Genomic DNA, 19,987 nt, shown 5'->3' on the forward strand with positions numbered 1-19,987 from the left:
TATTACAGGTTGGTACATGACAGACCCCATTCGCCTTACTCAGTACAGCCACGGCGCAGGTTGTGGCTGCAAAATTTCTCCAGCCGTTCTGGATACCATCCTGTCCGGCAGTGGCAGCCAGACACTTGATCCGAATCTCTGGGTGGGCAACGCTTCCCGCGATGATGCGGCTGTTTATGCGTTTGACGAACACACTGGCATCGTCTCCACAACGGATTTTTTCATGCCGATCGTCGATGACCCCTTCGACTTCGGACGTATTGCCGCGACCAACGCAATCAGTGATATCTATGCCATGGGCGGTTCTCCGATGATGGCAATTGCGATCCTTGGTTGGCCCATCAATCTGATTCCGGCTGAAATCGCCGGCGAGGTGATCCGCGGAGCACGGTCAGTCTGTGACCTGGCGGGCATGCCCCTGGCGGGAGGGCATTCCATCGACGCTCCGGAACCTATCTTCGGTCTGGCCGTAACCGGCCGTGTCGACAAGGCTCAGTTGAAGCGAAATGACAGTGCCCAGGCTGGCAACCGCCTCTACCTCACCAAACCACTGGGCATCGGCATTCTCACCACTGCCGAGAAGCAAGGCAAACTCCGCGCTGAAGATGCGGGTGTCGCACGGGACCTCATGTGCACCCTCAACAGCGCAGGACAGCGTTTTGCTTATCTTGAAGGCGTATGTGCCATGACAGATGTGACCGGTTTCGGTCTTCTTGGACACCTGGTCGAAATGGCCGATGGCAGTGGCCTGTGTGCTCGCGTGCACTATGATGCCGTCCCGAAGATTGGCAGCGTCGATTACTATTTGAGTCAGGGATGCGTTCCAGGTGGAACCGGCCGCAACTTTGCGAGTTATGGTCACCGTGTGGCTAATCTGAACGAAGCACAACGACAGCTTCTCTGCGACCCTCAAACCAGTGGTGGCTTGCTGGTCGCTGTCAAACCGGATGCCGAAGATGCCTTTCTTTCCATCGCCTGTGAACTTGGCTTGTCACTTGCGCCCATTGGGGAGTTGATCTCAGCCTCTGAGCATGCGGTCGAGGTGATCTGATGCGCGATAATTGTGCAGATTACCGCCAAATCTTTTTGAGCGGCGCTGCGCTTCTGGATACGCGCGCACCCATCGAGTTTGCCAAGGGAGCCTTCCCTGAAAGCAAAAACCTGCCGCTAATGACGGATGATGAACGCCACCGAGTGGGCACATGCTATAAGCAGCACGGACAGGATGCAGCCATCAAGCTCGGGCATCGCCTGGTCGATGGCGAGATCAAGGAAGCCAGGGTCCAAGGCTGGGTGGAGTTCGCCCGGGCCAACCCGAATGGTTTTCTGTACTGTTTCCGTGGCGGTTTGCGTTCGCGCATCACCCAGCAATGGCTGCATGAGGCCGGTATCGACTATCCAATGATTGTCGGTGGTTACAAGGCCCTGCGTGGTTTCCTTATCGATACCCTTGATCAGGCGGCTGTGCAGTTCCGCTTTACTCAGCTGGGCGGGCTGACCGGTTGCGGCAAAACAGAACTGTTGCATCAGCTGGGAAACGCACTCGATCTGGAAGGTCACGCCAATCATCGTGGGTCCAGCTTTGGCCGTCATGCCAGACCTCAGCCTACACAGATCAATTTCGAAAACGCTTTGGCAATCGATATTCTGCGAAAAGCCGACGCAGGCGTAAGCCACTTTGTGGTCGAGGATGAAAATCGCGCCATCGGGAGCTGTCATGTCCCCCTCGAGCTGCATCGCCGACTCGTTGATTCACCTCTGATCTGGCTGGAGGACAGTATCGAGAACCGCGTCGAGCGCATCCTCAAGGACTATGTCGTTGACCTCTCCGCTGAATTTATTGCGCTTGAAGGCGAAATCGACGGCTACTCCGCCTATGCGAAACGCTTGCGACAGAGCCTTAAAAACATTACCAAGCGCCTGGGTGCCGAACGCTATCAACGCTTGGCTGGCATCATGGACGAAGCCCTGGCTGTTCAGATGCAAACGGGAGATACAGCCCGCCACCGTGACTGGATTTCAGCCCTGCTGAACGAGTATTACGACCCTATGTATCGCTTTCAAAGCGAACGGAACGCAGGCAGAGTCATTTTCAGGGGTAACCATGAGGAAGTGCTTGAGTTCCTCAAGCAGTAACAGGCAAGCGCTACCGGCAAAGGACTGCCTCATCGGCTTTATCGACATTGAACCTGGCGATAAAGCACCACAAGCCGGTAGCGTGCTGATGCCCTAGCCCAGATGAAGGTTTCCCTGTTCATCCAAACGCCAGAACGGGTTAAATGCCACCTCCCAGAGGTGACCGTCAGGATCACGGAAATAGCCTGAATAGCCACCCCAAAACACCTTTTGTGCTGGCTTGACAAGCTGCCCACCCGCCTCGATTGCACGAGACAAAATCACATCCGTTTCTTCGATGGAGGCCGTATTGTAGGCCAGTGTAATACCGGCAAAGCCGGGAGGAGCGCATTCCATTTCCGCATCTGCGGCCAGCGCCTCTCGTGGATAAAGGGCAAGCACGAGTCCGTTGAGCTGGAAAAATACAATTTGCCCTTCGCAAACACCGGCTTTCCACCCCATGAACTCATAGAAAGCACGTGCCCTGTCCAGATCCTCCACACCGAGCGTGATCACACTGACACGCTGCTGCATTTGAACGCTCATCACTGACTACCTTTGTACTGAATTCAGCCTTTATCGACCTTATCAAAGTATAGGTCCAGCTTTGGCATGCCTGATAAGTTGGGGCACTTTTGCCAACGCTTCCAGTCGCTTTTCGTCCCAGGGATGGGCAAAACTGATGCGTAAACAGTTGCGATACTGTCCACTCACCGAAAACAAAGGGCCCGGTGTCAGCACGACCCCTTGTTTCAAAGCCTGATGGTACATCGCCAATACATCAACGTCGGGCGAAAATTCAACCCAAGACGCCAGGCCACCGGCAGGGCGACTGAACGATTGCACATGAGGCCATCTACTGAGCTCACGCATTAGCTGGTCTCGGCGTGCAGACAGTACACTGCGCTGTCGACGCAGATGGCTCGCATAACCGCCATCTGCCATGAATTCAGCCACACCCTGTTGGAGATAACGGCTGCTCGCGAGCTGAGTCACCAGTTTCAAATGCTGGATGCGCTCATGCCAGCGAGCCCCTGAAATCCAGCCAAGCCGCAAATCTCTCGACAATGACTTTGAAAACGAACTGCACAGGATGACCCTTTCTTCAGTATCCAGTGCCTTGATTGGAGGCGGTGTCTCAGTGAACCCCGTATCGGCATAGATATCATCCTCAATCACTGCCATATCATGACGACTTGCCAACTCAAGTATCCTTCGCCTGCTTTGCTCCGGCATCAGCGCCCCACTGGGCGTGGAAAAGGCCGGGGACAGCACGCAGGCCCGGACTTTCCACTTCGTCAATACTTGCTCCAGTGCCTCAGGGTCCATGCCACTATCGATGGTCGTCGGCACCTCAACAGCCTTGAGGCCCAGTTGCTGCAAGAGTTGAAGCACACCATAAAAGCCGGGAGCCTCTACCGCTATCACATCGCCCGGCTCACAGCACGCCATAAGCGCAAGAAAAAGTGCATGCTGGCAACCGGAGGTGATACAGAGCTGATCCCGACCTGTCGACCATCCGCGCCGGGCAGCATGAAGCGCAAGCTGCTTGCGTAGTTCTGCATCTCCCGCCGGCTGGTCATAGTACTGATGAGCGCTTCCTTTCTGACGCCGCAGGGCACGTCCTATACAACGATTTAATGACACCATTGCCACTGGCAAGTCACCGGCGTTCAGCATCGGCAAGAGGTCGAAGGCGGCGCTTCTTTGCATGATATCCAGTAACAGATCACTGACCGTCACGGGCCTTGGCGGTGCAATTCTGGAAGATACACTGGGAGTATTGGCTGGATGCGTCACGTAATAGCCGGACTTTGGCCGAGCTTCCAAAATCCCCTGGGCTTCAAGGCGCTGCAGTGCATGCATCACAGTTGCTTTCGACAGCTGCTTGTACTCACACAGCTCTCGTATGGACGGCAGCCGCTCACCCGGCGGCCATCGCTGATCCCGAATCCCCTGCAGAATCCATTTTTCCAATTGCTGGTAGCGATAGGTCAAAGCGCCCTCATCTGTTCCTATAAAAATTATATTTTTTATACCTGCACCTACCCAGATTACAAGCGTAACCTGCCGATTAAGTTTTCGATTGGATATTCAAGATGGAAAAGATACCGGTTGTTCAGGTGCACACTCCCGCTTTTGTCAAAGACGGAAAGTTCCATGTTCGTTTGATTGAAGGACGTTTTCAAAATCTGCGCAGACTGACCACCTGGCCGTTGATCACCCTGTTTTTTGGTCTTGTTTGGGTCCAGTTTGATGGCAACCCCTGGCTGCTGTTCTCGTTTGAGCAACGGCGGATCCTGCTGTTCGGTTCAGCGCTGTCATGGCACGATTTGCCATTACTGGCGGGACTGATGATCGCCGGAGCCTGCCTGCTGTTTTTCATGGCAGTTGCCTGGGGGCGCGTATGGTGCGGCTTTGCCTGTCCCCAAAGCATCTGGACCTGGCTGTTCATCCGCATTGAAGATGTAACCGAAGGACGCGCCAGCATTCGTGCCAGACATGATCGAAAAGGCCTCACGCCGGAGCTGGTTTTGCGGCGCGTTACCAAGCACCTGCTCTGGTCATTGCTGTCACTGATAACGGCCATCACCTTTACCGGTTATTTCATACCGGTACGCGAGATTGCCGACAGCCTGATTACATTGCAAATGTCACCGGCACTGGCCGGATGGCTGATCATCATGAGCGGACTGACCTATGCCAACGCGGGGCTGGTTCGCGAAAAAATCTGCCTGCACGCCTGTCCCTACTCCCGTTTTCAGGGCGTCATGTTTGACTCTGACACGCGTACGGTCAGTTATGACATCAACCGCGGCGAACCACGCGCACAAAAGCATGACAGACACCCTCAAAGTGGCGACTGTGTTGATTGCGGCCTGTGCGTTCAGGTGTGCCCGGCTGGAATTGATATTCGTAATGGCCTGCAGGCGGCCTGCATCGACTGTGCTGCCTGTATTGATGCCTGTGACCTGGTCATGGAACGGCTCGACAAACCCGCGGGGCTGATCCGTTTTGCTTCGGAAACCGAGTTGTCCGGAGAAAAACCTCGCTTTATGCGTCCACGCCTGATGGGCTATGGTTTCGTCCTCATCTTTGCAGTGGCTGCTGTGCTCTATGGTTTCACCGCTACCACCCATCTGCTTGTCGAAGTCCGGCGTGATCGGCACGCACTGTTTATCCAGCTGGATGAAACGACCTTCTGCAATACCTACCGGGTCAAGGTCGAGAACTTTGCTGAAGCAGATATGATTCAGGTGTCTGTCACCGGCAATCAAAACTATGAGCTCTTTGGCCCCAGTCAAATCGATCTGAATGAGTCCGGAGCCGCCTGGCTGCCCTATCGAGTGTGTGCCACTGATATTAACCATCCGCGTTCTGAGCTGGCCTTCAACTTCCGGGGCCATGGGGTGGAAACAACCAAAAAGACTACCTTTCTCGCAGCAGCCCCGCCAGCTGGACCTCAGGGTAATTAGCCCACACTCTGCCTTGATGCGAGCTTTCACACCCACGTGATCGCTCGCAATTTTGTTCAATACCCATCCCTGCCCCGCATCTAGACTGCCACAAGCTTAAGAATCGGAGGCAAGCAATGATCAGTCTTATCCTTTCCATGGCGGCATTTGCCCTCATAGGCGCCATCACCCCCGGTCCGGTTAATATCATCGCCACCAGTTCCGGCGGGACCTACGGCGCGGCACGAACCTGCCCACATGTACTGGGGGCAACGCTTGGCTATACTGCTGTGGTGCTGACAGCGGGCCTTCTGCTGATCCTTCTGGGTGAGCGCATCACGGGCTTTACCCTGCCCCTTTACTACATTGGGGGTTTGTTCCTGCTCTACATGGCCTATCGCATAGGCTCGATGAAGCGGATTGGCAGCTCCGATGTTAACTCAATAGCCAAACCGCCCAGCCTGATAGAGGGCGCACTTGTTCAGGTACTCAACCCCAAGGCATGGATGGTTTCAATGTCTGGTGTTGCACTTTTTGTCAGCAATCAGTCCGACAGCATGCAGTGGCTATTGGCATTTTGTGCGATTTCTTTCAGCATGTGTTTTGTGGGAGTAGGGTTTTGGGCATTTGCCGGGCAGGCAATCCAGGGCTGGCTGAACAGTCAAAAACGTCAGGTTGCCTTCAACCGACTTCTTGCTGCCTTGCTTGCACTCACGGTACTGACGATGTTCACAGAACAAATGGGAGTTTGATCATGGCGCAGGAAAGACAGAGCACCGACACCATGTATCTCGCCCAGAGCCCCGCATTGCCCTGGGTTGAGATGCGTGCTGCGAACCAGTCGTCAGCCTGCTATCAGGCTCACGCTCATGACGAATTTTCGCTTGGTGTAATTGATGCCGGATGCGCCAGCTATCGCAATCGTCAACAGCAGCATCACGCTCATAGAGGCATGCTGGTGACTATCAACCCCGGAGATATCCATTCCTGCAATCCTGAAAAGGGCATTTGGTCATACCGGATGCTGTTTATCGACACCCGCTGGCTGGGTGAGTTGCAGTCTGAAATATACAGCACACAGAACCTGGACTATTGCCCGTTCAAATCGGACTACATGAGTCAGGATGGCGGCTATCACGCCTTCGATCAGCTGTACCGAAAGCTGTCAGACCATTCGCTGGCCATGGCGGCAGAAAGTGATCTTATCGAGTTTCTGTATCCGTTGTTTGAGGGCCACACCGCCATCGAGCATGAACGCTACAAATGCCTGCCCGAACTGCAGCGCATGAGCGAGCTGATTCTGGATCGGCTGGACGACAACCTGACCCTGGAGGAATTGGGGGCTGTCAGCGGACTGAGCCGTTATCAGTTAATACGCCTTTTTCGGAAACATTATGGTTTGCCGCCCCATGCCTGGCAGCTGGATCAGCGCATCCGTCGAGCCCGCCAGCTACTCAAGCAGCCCGACAGCTCTCTGAGTGATATTGCCCAGCAACTTGGCTTTGCCGATCAGGCTCATTTCCAGCGCCATTTCCGCCAGCGTACGGCACTGACACCCGGTCAATTTCAGGCATTTTTCCGCTAGCAAGAGGCAGACTTAATCACCACCCGCGTCCCCTCCGGCATCCCTGTCAGAGACATCTCCGAACCCCGGTTCACCGCCCCCATTACGTCTATGTCGTCTGGAAAAACCTCTCCCATTTTTGCGAGAAGTTCTGGCTGGGCGTTGCCTGGGTCTTTGTTTTCGCCATATGACCAACATGACAAAGACCAGCACCATTAACAGGACAATCTGAGCATCGTTCATTGGAAAACCGATTCAGTGGAATGGACACCCCATCATCGCTGATCGTATTCAAGGTGCCAACATGGGCCTGCCATTGCCAGGGAGCTGGCACAAAAAATGGAGGCCGAGGCCTCCATGGAAAGCGGTCAATGAGGGAGTGCCGCTCGTCAACCCTGACTCCACGACCAGGATCGGATACGTGAAGTCAGTGAAGCCTTGTCTGACCGATACAATCGGCCGTTGCTGTTCAGGTGCCCAGCAAGAGTTTGTCGTCGTCCAGTTCCTCGCCATCGGGACGGATCTGGGCAAACAGGTTCAACAGGTCCTTGACGCCATAGTTACTGCGCTCATCACCTTGAAGGTCAAACGCCACCTGCCCTTCGTGCATCATGATCGTCCTTGTGCCGTGATCCAGCGCCTGGCGCATGGAGTGCGTCACCATCAAGACCGTCAGTTTTTTCTCCGCTACGATCTGATCGGTAATGTCCATCACCAATGCAGCCGTTTTCGGATCCAGTGCTGCCGTATGCTCGTCCAGCAGGAGGATCTTGCTCGGCTGCAACGCGGACATCAGCAGGCTTACGGACTGGCGCTGACCACCGGACAACAGCCCCATTTTGGCATCCAGTCGATCTTCCAGCCCTAGGTTCAGGCGTGACAACTGTTCGCGGAACAGCTTGCGCAAGCCTTCATTCAGCGCCAGTCTCAAACCACCTTTCTGACCACGACCGTAGGCAAGCGCCATGTTCTCTTCGATGGTCATGTCTCCACAGGTGCCTGCCAGCGGATCCTGGAATACACGCGCCACGTCCCGGGTCCGCGCAGCAGCCGACAATGATGTGACGTCACGATCATCGAAGTGCAGTCGACCCGAGGAGCTGCGAATGTCCCCGGCGATGGTGTTAAGCAGCGTCGACTTGCCGGCGCCATTGGAACCGATCACGGTCACGAATTCGCCCTGGGGGATAGTCAGGTTGACGCCTCGCAGAGCACGCTTTTCGGTTGCCTGTCCCGCATTAAAGGTCACTTTAAGATGTTCGCAACGAATCATGCTTCACCTCCATTCGCCGCCTTGCGTGCTTTCCACTCACGACGCAGATGCGGCAGGATGAGTGCCAGACCCACCAGTACCGCAGTAATCAGGTTGAGGTCAGATGTGTTGAAGCCGATAAAGTCGGCATTCAGGGCGACCGATACTGCCAGTCGATAGAGCAAGGAGCCGACGATACAGCTGACGACGATCACCAGCATGGAGCGGCTGTTAAACAGGCTCTCACCCACAATGACTGCCGCCAGGCCCACCACAATCGTACCGATACCCATTGTGGAATCGGCAAAACCGTTGGTTTGTGCAAATAGAGCACCTGCAAGCGCCACCAGACCATTGGACAGGGCCAGACCCGCGAAAATTTTCTGATTGATGACGATGCCATTAGCCTGTGCCATTCGGGGATTGGCACCGGTTGCACGCATGGCCAGTCCGTACTGGGTCTTCAGGAACCAGGCCAGAAGCAGTCCAATCGCAATCACGACCACCGCGACAAAGATCACTTTCAGGTACATGTTGGGAATGCCAAGCGACTGAAAGGGTGAAAGCACGGTGGGCTCAGTAATCAGCGCCAGATTGGGTTTGCCCATGATACGCAGGTTGATGGTATAGAGCGCCGTCATGGTCAGGATACTGGCCAGAAGGTGCAGAATATTGAAACGCAGGTTCAGCCAGGCCGTTACCAGCCCGGCAGCAGCACCGCCGATGACGGCACAGACAGTAGCAACATAGGGGTTTATCCCGGCAATGATCAGAGCCGCAGCCAATGCAGCCCCCATCGTAAAGCTGCCATCAACTGTCAGATCGGGAAAATCAAGCACGCGGAATGTCAGGTAAACACCGACCGCCACAAGACCGAATATAAAACCGATCTCCAGTGTGCCAAGAAAAGAGAAGAGAGACATAGCAGATACCTCGACAGGTGCCACAGTCCGGCGCAGCCTGGTCATCACGAGCGCCTCGTGTGCCAGGCAACACCGGAAAGGGTTTTTACTGAATCACTTTTGTAGCGCGCTCAAGCACGGACTGAGGAATTTCGACCCCCATCAGACCGGCCATTTTGGTATTTACGAACAGGTCAGAGCCAGTCGCGACGCGTACCGGGATCTCCCCTGCCTTTTCTCCCTTGAGGATGCGCACAATCACATCACCTGTCTGGCGACCGATATCATGGTAATTGAAACCAAGCGCTGCAACCGCACCACGCTCAACTGAACCGGTATCACCCGAGAACACCGGGATACGAGCATCGATGCCTACTTTTACCACTGACTCAAGCGCTGTCAGTATGGTGTTATCGGTTGGGCAGTAAATTGCATCTACATCGCCAATCAGCTTCTGAGTGGCCATCATGACATCGGAGGACTTGGGAGCCGGTGCTTCGACAATCTCGATACCCTTCTTGGCCGCTTCCTCCTTCAGCAGTGCAACGATTGCCACTGCATTCGGCTCACCCGGGTTGTAGGGAACGCCCAGTTTTTTCATGTCAGGCAGAAATTCGCGCAGCAGATCAAGGTGCTGAGCAACCGGAGTCTTGTCGGACAGACCGGTGACATTGCCGCCCGGCGCTTCATAGTTGGAAACCAGCTTGGCAGACAGGGGATCGGTCACAGCAGAAAAGACCACTGGAATATCCTGGGTGGCACTGACCAGACTCTGCGCCGAGGGCGTAGAGATACCCACGACAACGTCAGGCCCTTCGCCAACCAGTTTACGTGCAATCTGCGCCGCAATGGCCGGGTTGCCCTGTGCGCTTTCATAGGTAAATTTCAGGTTGGATTCGTTATACCCGTTCTCTTCCAGGGTTTGCTTGATGCCGTCTCGTACTGAATCCAGTGCGGGATGTTCGACAATTGCAGTCGTTGCCACATAAACCGGTGCCGCATGGGCCGTGGTCATGGTCAAAGCGGCAGCTGCGATGGCGGTGCTCATCAGTTTTTTCAGGGTCATGGCAGGTTTCATGGCTAGCACTCCAAGTCGTTATCTTTATTCAGGTTGTGCGAACAGGTGGCAGTCTGGAGGGATCTGTCCCTGTGTGATGTGGTTTTCATTAAGGTCGTCATGGGTTACATCTCGGATTCTTTCTGCACATCAGATCAAACCAGCACGAAAGCCTGGCCAAAGTGGCCGACTGTCCAATGATGATGTGATCGGTTGAGCAGTAATGTCTGATCGCGGGCTGGAAGAGCGGGATAATGGCGAGCTGATGGCAGCAGGAAGTCGATATAAGGTCCGTTCAGCTTACGCTGGTCGCCTGAAGCAAGAACGTCGGTGAGCCTTGCACACTGGGCACGAAAGCCAGGTTTGACCAACCGATATGAAAGGAAAGTTTTGCGGTTCATTCCGCACCTCAGCACTACTTTTTTATTGTTATGCAGGACACGGGGACTGCCGCATGACCTGTCTTAGCTGATTAGAGAGTCTATCCCTTTGTAAAGGAAAGGTGCTTAGAATTTAGGGGCTCAAAATCTTAATTATTCGAATAAACTTTCTTTAAATTAATAAAGTTGAAATATTATTTACTTATCGCAGTCAGCCCCTTGACCGGCCAAAGCGATCAACAGCCATCTGTACCCAGGTTACGGCCGTAAATCCACACAGTGACACCAGACTGGCCTGACAGCAGGATCTACCGCATAATCCCGTTTTAATCAGCCCCCACGTGATTCAGATGACTGCAGAAAGCGCACTCTCTTTTTTCCTTGCCGTACTGATTTTCGGTATTACACCAGGCCCCGGTATTTTTGCCATTCTGGCCCGCGCCCTTGTTAATGGCGCCGGCAGTTGTGTCCTGTTGGCATCAGGCATGATCCTCAGTGACATTGTTTATCTTGTCGCCGCGTGCCTGGGACTGGCCGCTATCGCCACCCACTGGTCGGAATTGTTTACGATTATTCGAATCCTGGGCGCCGCCTACCTGCTCTACCTGGGATACAGGATGTGGACAGCACCCGCTTCACCCTCAGACATGACACATAGCCGCGTCAGCCGTTCAGATATGGCAACCAGCTTTCTTCAGGGTTTTCTGATTTCAGCATCGAACCCAAAGGTGATTCTGTTTTATATCGCCTTTTTGCCGACATTCATGGACCTGAGTGTGCTGGGAACAGGTGATATTGTGCTTGCATCAGCACTGACCGTAGTCGCTCTAATGTTGGGCGTGATGTCGATCGCTGTTTTTGCTGCCAGAGCACGCGGTTTTTTCAGCTCGGAGCGTGCGATGAAACGCCTGAATCGCAGTGCCGGTGCGATCATGGGCAGTGCGGGTCTGTATCTGGTGCTCAGGCACTGAACTGAGAAGGCTCAACGTCTGGCCTCTTGAGAGCCTGATGGTGCAGGCTTTGCGTTAAACGCCATGAGAGCTGACTGTGCAGGTGCACTTCCACATATGAATCGCCCCTGCACAGCTTTAATACCCCTCTAGAGGTTTCTGGCCAGTTCAAACGCCTCCGCAAAGGCAACCTTGGCATCCATGCCACGAGCTTCCCGTGCAGCCCCTACTCTATGCACCCGAACTCCACTCCCCTCAAGCTGCTCCGCCAGATCAGCACGTGAACGCTGACCCGCACAGACAATCACCGTATCCACCTGCAAGGTCTGCGGCTCGCCTCGATGCTCCAGAAGGATGCGACCCGATTCAACCTGATTGAATGTCACTCCGCCCAGCATCACGACATTGCGCTTCTTCAGCACTTCACGGCGAATCCAGCCGGTCGTTTTACTTAAATCGGCGCCTACCTTGATATCCCTTACCTCGAGCAGATAAACCTGGCGATCGACTGCCGGTACCGGTTGCGGCTCGATCAGACCTCCGCGTACCTCAAAACTGCCATCGATACCCCATTCAGACATGAAGCCTTCCTTGCCTTGATGCACATGCTCATCCGACTCGGTCAGATACTCGGCCACATCAAAACCTACCGGACCTGCACCAATGATCGCCACCCGTTGGCCAACCGGCTTGCCGTGCTCAAGTACATCCAGGTAATCAAGACACTGTGCCGTCTCGATACCCGGAATTGGCGGCATCCAGGGACGAACGCCCGTAGCCACGACAATATCGTCAAAGCCGGCTTTCAGTAGCTGTTCCCTGTCAGCCATCTGCCCCAGACACACCTCGACTCCTGCCTTTCTGAAACGTGACTCGTAGTAACGCAGGGTTTCATAGAACTCTTCCTTGCCGGGAATCCGTGCCGCGAGTTCAAATTCGCCTCCCAGAGTCGTTCGGGATTCGAACATAGTCACCCGGTGGCCCCGCTCAGCCGCCACTGCCGCAACCATCATGCCGGCCGGGCCGCCCCCCACGACGGCAATTCGCCGCGGGACTTTGGCCATCTCCACACTGGACTCGGCTTCACGGCATGCCAAAGGGTTGACCAGACAGGTTGTCAATTTGCCTTCAAAGACATGGTCCAGACAGCCCTGATTGCAGCCAATACAGGTATTGATCTCTTCACTGCGGCCCTCGGCTGATTTGACCACAAAGTCCGGATCCGCAAGGAAGGGACGCGCCATCGAGATCATGTCCGCCTGTCCTGAAGAAATGATCTGCTCGCCGATTTCGGGAGCGTTAATTCGGTTACAGGCAATCACCGGTATCCTGATTTCTTTACGCAACTTGGCGGTCACACCGGAAAAAGCCGCCCTTGGCACACTGGAAGCGATTGTAGGAATACGTGCTTCATGCCAGCCAATACCGGTGTTGATGATCGTTGCACCGACGGTTTCGATAGCCTTTGCCAGGGTTACAACCTCTTCCCAGTCACTGCCTCCTTCAACCAGGTCAAGCATCGACAACCGATAGATGATGATGAAATCACTGCCGACACGCTGCCGCACACGGCTGACCACTTCAAGCGGAAAACGGATGCGGTTCTCGAAGCTTCCTCCCCAGCGGTCAGAACGCTGATTGGTGCGCGGGGCAATAAACTGATTGATCAGATACCCCTCTGACCCCATGATTTCCACGCCGTCATAACCCGCTTCCCGGGCCAGTTCGGCAGCGCGCGCGTAATCCTCAATTTGCTGTTCTACTTCAGCGTCTGTCAGTTCATGCGGAGAGAATGGACTGATCGGGGACCGGATTGGGGACGGTGCCACAGCTTCTGGAGTGACTGCATAACGACCCGCATGGAGTATCTGCATGCAGATTTTGCCACCCGCTTGATGTACTGCATCGGTTACCAGACGATGATGCGGAATTTCCGCTGGATCATCCATCCGCGCCGCGCCATGAAACACCACACCTGCAGAGTTTGGTGAGATGCCGCCGGTGACGATCATTCCGACACCACCTCGTGCACGGGCCGCATAGAAACGGGCCAGCTTTTCGAAACCTCCAGGCACCTCCTCCAGATTGGTATGCATCGAACCCATCAAGACTCTGTTTTTCAGTGTGGTAAATCCCAGATCCAGGGGCGCCAAAAGGTGCGGATAACCATTTGCTGTCATTTCAGGAACCTCGAGGCCTTTTATCAGCCGTTTTTATCGTTATTAGGCAATCTTTACAGCGTCAAGTTAGACCACCAACTTGACGCCGTCAAGTTGTGCGATTAATGTTCAGACATGACACGATCAGACAACAAGCCCTATCACCATGGCGACCTGCGGACGGCACTGCTCGAGGCTGCCAGCAGCATCATTTGTGAGTCCGGTATTGACGGCTTGTCGATGCGCCGCCTTGCCGATCAGGTTGGCGTCTCTCGAACGGCGCCCTATCACCATTTCAAGGACAAGAACGCCTTGCTGTGCGCTATCGCCGAGAAGGGCTTTGAGCATCAGGACGCGATGGTTCAAGAACTGATGGACAAACTTGGACCTGACCAAAACAGGCAAAGGTTCAAGCGATGGGTTCGTGCCTACATCCGCTTCGCCCATGAGAATCCAGAAACCTACGACCTGATGTACGGCAGGGAAATCTGGAAACGAGGCGAACCAACCGAATCACTGCAACAGGTTTCCAGAGCCAGTTTCCGCCTCTGGGTCGACCTCGTCGATCATATGCAGCAACAGGGGGTACTCTCGTGCCAGCATCCCGCATTGAAAACAGCTCAGGCCAGCTGGGCATCGCTGCACGGTCTTACGCGTTTGCTGATCGATGGCGTCTATCTTGATCGCACGGATTTGGAAGAAATTGCCGAAACCCTGGTCGACCTCATTACCCAATAACGTCTGAGCCGCTCTCGCCTGCCGTTATTTGCTCATCAGATCACAGCGATTGATGCCTCCTCCCTGATTAGTTAACATATTAACCTTATGAAGGAGGTTTGAATGAACATAAAGCTGTCTGTTGTTGACCAGTCACCGGTGCATGGCTCCCATAGCAAGATTGATGCACCTCGGCTGACTGTGGAACTCGCTAAACTCTGTGACGAGCTGGGCTACCATCGCTACTGGGTGGCAGAGCATCACGACAGCATTCATTTTGCCAACCCCTGCCCCGAAATCCTGGTCGCTACCATTGCCAGCCAGACCCAACGCATTCGTGTCGGCAGTGGCGGCGTCATGCTGTCACACTACAGCCCGTTAAAAGTCGCTGAGTGCTTTAAAATGATGGCGACACTGCACCCTGAGCGTATTGATCTTGGTGTAGGCCGCGCGCCGGGCGGAACAGGCCTGACGTCCCATGCCCTGGCATTCCCGCACGAGCCGCACCATGGCGATCTCTATGCCCATCAGGCCCAGATGCTCGAAGGTTTTGTCAATGGAACCCTTCCCGCTGACAACCCCTACAGCCAGATCAACGTACTGCCGGACAACTCCCCAAAACCGGAGTTATGGATGCTCGGTTCAAGTGGTGGCAGTGCCGGACTGGCCGGTCACCTTGGCTACAATATCGCTCTGGCGCGCTTCATTGATCCCGATAACTGCCATCCGTCGATCTTTGCCGCCTACACTGAGGAATGGAAAAAAGCCGGGCACGAAGGCACTCCGAACAAGATGCTGGCTATCGCCTGCATCTGCGCTGATACCGAGGAAGAAGCAAAACTGCGTGCCGGTACTGCCGTGTATCGCAAACTGGCCGCCCAGATGGGGATGCGTGAAGATTTCCTGACGCCATCGGAAGTGCAGGACCGTTATAACGCCATGTCGAAATCCGATCAGGCATACTACGATCACATCCTGAAAGGCTATACCGTAGGCACACCGGATCAGTGCTGGCAGGAAATTGAAGCACTGGCCACGTCATTCGGCTGTGACGAGATTTCCACTGTTACCGTAACCCACAGCCATCATGATCGCATGGACAGTTATCGTTTGCTGGCCAAGAACCTCTGAAACTTGGCAGTGCGGGGCATGCCTCATGCCCGCCCCGCATTTCCGTGAGACTATTCTGGGCAACGCTCCGGACCATAAAGAATCGCGTCCGGCCCCATATTGGCTTTCAGCTGCGCGATGACATCGCAATGCCCCATATTTTCACCGCCAATACCCACTGCTTCCAATGCAGCATTGCCAAGCAGCGGCGAGATATCTCCCAACGGATTCGAATACAACATCACTTCGCGCAAGGCTGGCTTGTCTGCCAGAGCGTCAATAGTGCGGATCCGGTTGTAGTTGAAAGTCACTTCTTCAAGGGCGTTTGCCGATGACAGGGCGGATATATCAGAGACCTGTGCCATCATCGTTGCGACAATCCTCAACCTGGGCAACTCGCCCAGAGCACTGATGTCCGATAGCTGGCTGCACTTGTTCGCCTGAAACTCTTCCAGTGCCGAGGCACCTTCTAAACCGTCCAGTGACGTCAGTTCGCGATTCCCGGCTACTGAAATCACCTTGAGCCGGGGTAACTGTCCCAGTCCCTGTAGACTGGTGAGTTCGTTGTCCTGCAGATAAAGCGCTTCAAGGCCGGACAGCGCGTCCAGTCCGCTCAGTGTTCTTACACCTTCATCCTGGCAGCTCAGTTGAGTGATCTCTTCGACCCGGCTTAGTCCCTTTTTCCTCAGGGTATCCGCGATACAAGCCTTCAGCGCCTTGTCTTCAAAGGCATGCTCCTCAACTATGTTATCCGCACATCCGCTGAGTGCTGTCACGATGAAGACCATCGCCATACCCGTCCGTCTTCTCATCTGCTTACGCGTCCCTGTTTCAATTTGTCATTCGACTATTTAATCAACCTTTGCACTCAATATTACATGCGGGATTATGTGACTCAGCGCTTCTGCCATATCACCAGTGCGATACCACCCAGAATAGCGATAGATGCCAGCACCAGCCGCAACGTCAGCGCTTCACCCAACAGCAGAATACCGCCTACCGAGGCGATCACGGGCACGCTGAGCTGAACGGTGGCTGCACTGGTCGCTTTCAGCATGGGCAACGAGGTATACCAGATGGCGTACCCAACGCCCGATGCCAGCGCACCTGAGGCTATTGCATACGCCACGCCTGCGATATCAAGGTTGGCCTGCGACATGGTTACGATACTCAGCAACAGGGCCAACGGAGCCGCGCGCATGAAATTACCGGCGGTAACACGCGTCGGATCACCCGCCCCCCTGCCTCGCAATGAATAAACACCCCAGGCGCAACCGGCGGCCAGCATCAACACCGCCCCTGACAGGGGTGGTGCTGACATACCGGGCAACAGCAGCCCTGCCAACCCTGACAACGCAAGCAACAGACCCATGACTTGTACCGCGGTGAAACGCTCTCCCTGCCAAAGACCATATCCAATCATGGTAGCCTGTACGGCACCAAACAGCAGCAAGGCCCCTGTCCCGGCGCCCAGCGACAGGTAGGCATAGGAAAACCCGGCTGCATAGACAAACAGAGCCAGGGCGGATAGCCAGCTGCCACGCCCAACAGCCTCTCCATTGCGCAGCTGAATCAGCAGCCAGAGTACCAGGGCACCTGAGATCATGCGTATTGAAGTAAAACTTGCAGCATCAATAGTGGTGTCCTGCAGGGCAGCACGGCAGAGCAAGGAATTTCCAGCGAATGCAATCATTGCCAAGCTGGTAAGACTGAATACACGAACGGCCATATTGTCGCGATGTTCCATCGCTCTCACTCCTTGATCCTTCACTGCGGTAATCGCATAGACTCTCATGATGCACGCTGAGAACCAACCAGCACACAGAATTTCACACAACCCTGCCCATCATCTCAGCGCCCTCTACTGGTGGTCTCTGATACTTAAATAGCCTTTCCCTATTATGCATATTGGAAATGGAAATTTTAAAACTCCCATCAGCACGACTATCTTCAAGACACAGTCACCATTTTGATCCGTTCAATGTAATCGGATTTTGACATTCAGTACTGACCGTTTTTTTGAACAGCATGAAGTATCGAACATTTCGCAGCTGTTCGATGACGGTCAGCAGCAAGTCAACCAACATAAGGAACTTTGACGTGAGCCAGAACAACAGCAGCCCTGCGGGCAAATGCCCTGTGATGCACGGTGGTAATACGGCTACAGGCAATGGCACCATGGATTGGTGGCCGAAGTCACTCAATCTGGACATTCTTCATCAGCATGACAAAAAGACCGATCCTCTGGGCGAGGATTTCGATTACGCTGAGGCATTCAAGTCTCTTGACCTTGATGCCGTCAAGAATGACCTCAAGACACTGATGACCGATAGTCAGGAATGGTGGCCCGCCGACTGGGGTCACTATGGTGGCCTGATGATCCGTATGGCATGGCATGCCGCAGGCTCCTATCGTATAGCAGACGGCCGTGGTGGCGCCGGCACAGGCAATCAGCGCTTTGCCCCTCTCAACAGCTGGCCGGACAACGGCAACCTGGACAAGGCTCGGCGACTGCTATGGCCAATCAAGAAGAAATACGGCAATAAGCTGTCCTGGGCGGACCTGATCATTCTGGCCGGGAACATGGCCTATGAGTCCATGGGCTTCAAGACCTTCGGATTTGCGGGCGGCCGCGAGGACATCTGGCACCCCGAGAAGGATATCTACTGGGGCTCAGAGCGCGAATGGCTTGCTCCAAGCGGTAGCGAAGGCAGCCGCTATTCCGGCGAACGTGATCTGGAGAATCCGCTGGCAGCCGTGATGATGGGTTTGATTTACGTGAATCCAGAAGGGGTTGACGGCAAGCCGGACCCGCTGAAAACCGCCCAGGACATGCGTGTCACTTTCGAGCGCATGGCAATGAATGACGAAGAAACCGTTGCGCTCACCGCAGGTGGTCACACCGTGGGCAAGGCACACGGTAACGGTGATGCCAATAATCTTGGCCCTGAACCTGAGGGTGCACCGATCGAAGAGCAGGGTTTCGGATGGATGAATCACAAGACCCGAGGTGTTGGGCGCAATACCGTCACCAGTGGCGTTGAAGGTGCATGGACCAGCAACCCGACCCAGTGGGATTATGGCTATTTTGACATGCTGCTCAACCATGAGTGGGAGCTGACCAAGAGTCCTGCCGGTGCCAATCAGTGGAAACCGGTAGACATCAAGGAAGATGACATGCCGGTGGATGTTGAAGATCCGTCCATTCGCTGCATGCCGGTCATGACCGATGCCGATATGGCGCTGAAAATGGATCCGGAATACCGCAAGATTTCCGAGCGCTTCCACAAGGATCCGGCCTATTTTGATGAGGTTTTCGCCCGCGCATGGTTCAAGTTGACCCACCGCGACATGGGGCCGAAGAGCCGCTATCTCGGCCCTGATGTGCCTCAGGAAGATCTGATATGGCAGGACCCGATCCCTGCGGTTGACTACAGTCTGGACGAGTCGGAGATTACAGAACTCAAGGCCAGAATACTGACCAGTGGCTTGAGTATCTCCGAGCTGGTAGCCACTGCCTGGGACAGCGCCCGCACCTTCAGGGGCTCAGACTTCCGTGGTGGCGCCAATGGAGCCCGCATCCGCTTCGCGCCGCAGAAAGACTGGGCAGGCAATGAACCTGAACGCCTGAAGAAAGTCTTGAGTGTGCTCGAGAGCATTCAGTCAGGTCTCAGCAAACCGGTGAGTCTGGCGGATCTTATCGTGCTTGGCGGTAGCGCCGCTGTCGAAAAAGCAGCCCGTGATGCGGGTGTTAACATTACTGTACCTTTCGCGCCCGGCCGCGGGGATGCTACAGAGGAGATGACAGATGCCGCATCGTTCGACTACCTGGAGCCCCTCCACGATGGATATCGCAACTGGGTCAAGCAAGACTACGTGGTAACACCCGAGGAGATGATGCTGGATAGAACCCAGCTCATGGGGCTGACAGCACCAGAAATGACCGTTCTGGTAGGCGGCATGCGCGTTCTTGGCACCAATCACGGTGACACCAAACATGGGGTGTTTACAGACCGAGAAGGCGTGCTGACGAATGACTTCTTCGTCAACCTGACAGATATGGCATACCGCTGGAAGCCCGCTGGCAAAAACCTGTACGAAATCGTTGATCGTAAAAGCGGTGAAGTGAGATGGACGGCTACCCGAGTAGATCTGGTGTTCGGTTCAAACTCGATTCTTCGTGCCTACGCTGAGGTCTACGCTCAGGATGACAATCAGGAGAAATTCGTTAAGGACTTCGTGAACGCATGGACCAAAGTGATGAATGCCGATCGCTTTGACCTGAAGTAAGAATTGCATCGATTCGGCAAAAGCAAACCCCGGATG

The 19,987-nt window shown here is 54.6% G+C and carries 18 protein-coding genes; 9 read left to right on the forward strand and 9 right to left on the reverse strand.

Translation table 11 applies throughout. The features are described from left to right. Window positions 1-16: 16 nt before the first annotated feature. Together selD and mnmH are read left to right on the forward strand one after the other, a co-directional pair. Complete coding sequence (gene selD, locus LN244_RS08550) at window positions 17-1,051, forward strand: selenide, water dikinase SelD (protein WP_239042395.1); 1,035 nt, start codon at window positions 17-19, stop codon at window positions 1,049-1,051. Next, on the forward strand, window positions 1,051-2,136 hold the full coding sequence (gene mnmH, locus LN244_RS08555) for a tRNA 2-selenouridine(34) synthase MnmH (protein WP_239039379.1): 1,086 nt from the start codon (window positions 1,051-1,053) through the stop codon (window positions 2,134-2,136). Before selD ends, mnmH begins: the two co-directional genes overlap by 1 nt. Window positions 2,137-2,229: 93 nt before the next feature. Here mnmH and LN244_RS08560 read toward each other — a convergent pair whose 3' ends face one another. After that, on the reverse strand, window positions 2,230-2,661 hold the full coding sequence (locus tag LN244_RS08560) for a VOC family protein (RefSeq protein ID WP_239039380.1): 432 nt from the start codon (window positions 2,659-2,661) through the stop codon (window positions 2,230-2,232). A gap of 42 nt (window positions 2,662-2,703) precedes the next feature. Continuing rightward, the gene (locus LN244_RS08565; protein ID WP_239039381.1) at window positions 2,704-4,113 is read right to left on the reverse strand and encodes an aminotransferase-like domain-containing protein; all 1,410 of its coding nucleotides are present in this window, start codon (window positions 4,111-4,113) and stop codon (window positions 2,704-2,706) included. Window positions 4,114-4,214: 101 nt separating this feature from the next. Here LN244_RS08565 and ccoG point away from each other — a divergent pair, with 101 nt between their 5' ends. The 3 genes from ccoG (at window position 4,215) to LN244_RS08580 (ending at window position 7,155) form a co-directional block, all read left to right on the forward strand. Next, window positions 4,215-5,591, forward strand: coding sequence for a cytochrome c oxidase accessory protein CcoG (gene ccoG, locus LN244_RS08570; RefSeq protein ID WP_239039382.1), 1,377 nt, complete (start codon window positions 4,215-4,217; stop codon window positions 5,589-5,591). Window positions 5,592-5,707: 116 nt separating this feature from the next. Then, window positions 5,708-6,322, forward strand: coding sequence for a LysE family translocator (locus LN244_RS08575; RefSeq protein WP_239039383.1), 615 nt, complete (start codon window positions 5,708-5,710; stop codon window positions 6,320-6,322). A 2-nt stretch (window positions 6,323-6,324) separates the two neighbouring features. After that, entirely contained in the window at window positions 6,325-7,155 is an 831-nt protein-coding gene (locus LN244_RS08580; protein ID WP_239039384.1) for an AraC family transcriptional regulator, read from the forward strand. 448 nt (window positions 7,156-7,603) lie between these two features. On the opposite strand, the gene LN244_RS08585 is transcribed toward LN244_RS08580, so the two are convergent. The 4 genes from LN244_RS08585 to LN244_RS08600 form a co-directional block, all read right to left on the reverse strand. Further along, window positions 7,604-8,407 (reverse strand): ABC transporter ATP-binding protein, encoded by an 804-nt coding sequence (locus LN244_RS08585; RefSeq protein ID WP_239039385.1) that lies wholly within the window; start codon window positions 8,405-8,407, stop codon window positions 7,604-7,606. Beyond that, complete coding sequence (locus LN244_RS08590; RefSeq protein WP_239039386.1) at window positions 8,404-9,309, reverse strand: ABC transporter permease; 906 nt, start codon at window positions 9,307-9,309, stop codon at window positions 8,404-8,406. Before LN244_RS08590 ends, LN244_RS08585 begins: the two co-directional genes overlap by 4 nt. Before the next feature lie 85 nt (window positions 9,310-9,394). Further along, window positions 9,395-10,366, reverse strand: coding sequence for an ABC transporter substrate-binding protein (locus LN244_RS08595; protein ID WP_239039387.1), 972 nt, complete (start codon window positions 10,364-10,366; stop codon window positions 9,395-9,397). Window positions 10,367-10,500: 134 nt separating this feature from the next. After that, on the reverse strand, window positions 10,501-10,746 hold the full coding sequence (locus LN244_RS08600; RefSeq protein WP_239039388.1) for a hypothetical protein: 246 nt from the start codon (window positions 10,744-10,746) through the stop codon (window positions 10,501-10,503). Window positions 10,747-11,075: 329 nt separating this feature from the next. Between LN244_RS08600 and LN244_RS08605 the strand changes: the two genes are divergently transcribed. After that, window positions 11,076-11,696: a LysE family translocator gene (locus tag LN244_RS08605; protein ID WP_239039389.1), complete on the forward strand. Its 621-nt coding sequence runs from the start codon at window positions 11,076-11,078 to the stop codon at window positions 11,694-11,696. A gap of 128 nt (window positions 11,697-11,824) precedes the next feature. Here LN244_RS08605 and LN244_RS08610 read toward each other — a convergent pair whose 3' ends face one another. Further along, the gene (locus LN244_RS08610) at window positions 11,825-13,855 is read right to left on the reverse strand and encodes an oxidoreductase (protein ID WP_239039390.1); all 2,031 of its coding nucleotides are present in this window, start codon (window positions 13,853-13,855) and stop codon (window positions 11,825-11,827) included. A gap of 114 nt (window positions 13,856-13,969) precedes the next feature. On the opposite strand from LN244_RS08610, the gene LN244_RS08615 reads away from it, so the two are divergent. Then, window positions 13,970-14,572, forward strand: coding sequence for a TetR/AcrR family transcriptional regulator (locus tag LN244_RS08615; protein WP_239039391.1), 603 nt, complete (start codon window positions 13,970-13,972; stop codon window positions 14,570-14,572). Window positions 14,573-14,674: 102 nt separating this feature from the next. Beyond that, window positions 14,675-15,682, forward strand: a complete 1,008-nt coding sequence (locus tag LN244_RS08620; RefSeq protein WP_239039392.1) for an MsnO8 family LLM class oxidoreductase — start codon at window positions 14,675-14,677, stop codon at window positions 15,680-15,682. A gap of 50 nt (window positions 15,683-15,732) precedes the next feature. On the opposite strand, the gene LN244_RS08625 is transcribed toward LN244_RS08620, so the two are convergent. Both LN244_RS08625 and LN244_RS08630 read right to left on the reverse strand, forming a co-directional pair. Beyond that, the gene (locus LN244_RS08625) at window positions 15,733-16,473 is read right to left on the reverse strand and encodes a leucine-rich repeat domain-containing protein (RefSeq protein ID WP_239039393.1); all 741 of its coding nucleotides are present in this window, start codon (window positions 16,471-16,473) and stop codon (window positions 15,733-15,735) included. 83 nt (window positions 16,474-16,556) lie between these two features. Continuing rightward, window positions 16,557-17,408: a DMT family transporter gene (locus tag LN244_RS08630; RefSeq protein ID WP_239039394.1), complete on the reverse strand. Its 852-nt coding sequence runs from the start codon at window positions 17,406-17,408 to the stop codon at window positions 16,557-16,559. Window positions 17,409-17,761: 353 nt separating this feature from the next. Here LN244_RS08630 and katG point away from each other — a divergent pair, with 353 nt between their 5' ends. Then, window positions 17,762-19,951, forward strand: a complete 2,190-nt coding sequence (gene katG, locus LN244_RS08635; RefSeq protein ID WP_275424672.1) for a catalase/peroxidase HPI — start codon at window positions 17,762-17,764, stop codon at window positions 19,949-19,951. The last annotated feature ends 36 nt before the right edge of the window (window positions 19,952-19,987 follow it).

The organism is Marinobacterium sediminicola, from assembly GCF_022343685.1.
Lineage (GTDB): Bacteria > Pseudomonadota > Gammaproteobacteria > Pseudomonadales > Balneatricaceae > Marinobacterium > Marinobacterium sediminicola.

What these genes read in the sequence shown, in the direction of transcription:
- selD (WP_239042395.1), top strand. Translation starts at nt 17, where the DNA reads ATGACAGACCCCATTCGCCTTACTCAGTACAGCCACGGCGCAGGTTGT.
- mnmH (WP_239039379.1), top strand. Translation starts at nt 1,051, where the DNA reads ATGCGCGATAATTGTGCAGATTACCGCCAAATCTTTTTGAGCGGCGCT.
- LN244_RS08560 (WP_239039380.1), bottom strand. Translation starts at nt 2,661, where the DNA reads ATGAGCGTTCAAATGCAGCAGCGTGTCAGTGTGATCACGCTCGGTGTG.
- ccoG (WP_239039382.1), top strand. Translation starts at nt 4,215, where the DNA reads ATGGAAAAGATACCGGTTGTTCAGGTGCACACTCCCGCTTTTGTCAAA.
- LN244_RS08575 (WP_239039383.1), top strand. Translation starts at nt 5,708, where the DNA reads ATGATCAGTCTTATCCTTTCCATGGCGGCATTTGCCCTCATAGGCGCC.
- LN244_RS08580 (WP_239039384.1), top strand. Translation starts at nt 6,325, where the DNA reads ATGGCGCAGGAAAGACAGAGCACCGACACCATGTATCTCGCCCAGAGC.
- LN244_RS08585 (WP_239039385.1), bottom strand. Translation starts at nt 8,407, where the DNA reads ATGATTCGTTGCGAACATCTTAAAGTGACCTTTAATGCGGGACAGGCA.
- LN244_RS08590 (WP_239039386.1), bottom strand. Translation starts at nt 9,309, where the DNA reads ATGTCTCTCTTCTCTTTTCTTGGCACACTGGAGATCGGTTTTATATTC.
- LN244_RS08595 (WP_239039387.1), bottom strand. Translation starts at nt 10,366, where the DNA reads ATGAAACCTGCCATGACCCTGAAAAAACTGATGAGCACCGCCATCGCA.
- LN244_RS08600 (WP_239039388.1), bottom strand. Translation starts at nt 10,746, where the DNA reads ATGAACCGCAAAACTTTCCTTTCATATCGGTTGGTCAAACCTGGCTTT.
- LN244_RS08605 (WP_239039389.1), top strand. Translation starts at nt 11,076, where the DNA reads ATGACTGCAGAAAGCGCACTCTCTTTTTTCCTTGCCGTACTGATTTTC.
- LN244_RS08610 (WP_239039390.1), bottom strand. Translation starts at nt 13,855, where the DNA reads ATGACAGCAAATGGTTATCCGCACCTTTTGGCGCCCCTGGATCTGGGA.
- LN244_RS08615 (WP_239039391.1), top strand. Translation starts at nt 13,970, where the DNA reads ATGACACGATCAGACAACAAGCCCTATCACCATGGCGACCTGCGGACG.
- LN244_RS08620 (WP_239039392.1), top strand. Translation starts at nt 14,675, where the DNA reads ATGAACATAAAGCTGTCTGTTGTTGACCAGTCACCGGTGCATGGCTCC.
- LN244_RS08625 (WP_239039393.1), bottom strand. Translation starts at nt 16,473, where the DNA reads ATGAGAAGACGGACGGGTATGGCGATGGTCTTCATCGTGACAGCACTC.
- LN244_RS08630 (WP_239039394.1), bottom strand. Translation starts at nt 17,408, where the DNA reads ATGGAACATCGCGACAATATGGCCGTTCGTGTATTCAGTCTTACCAGC.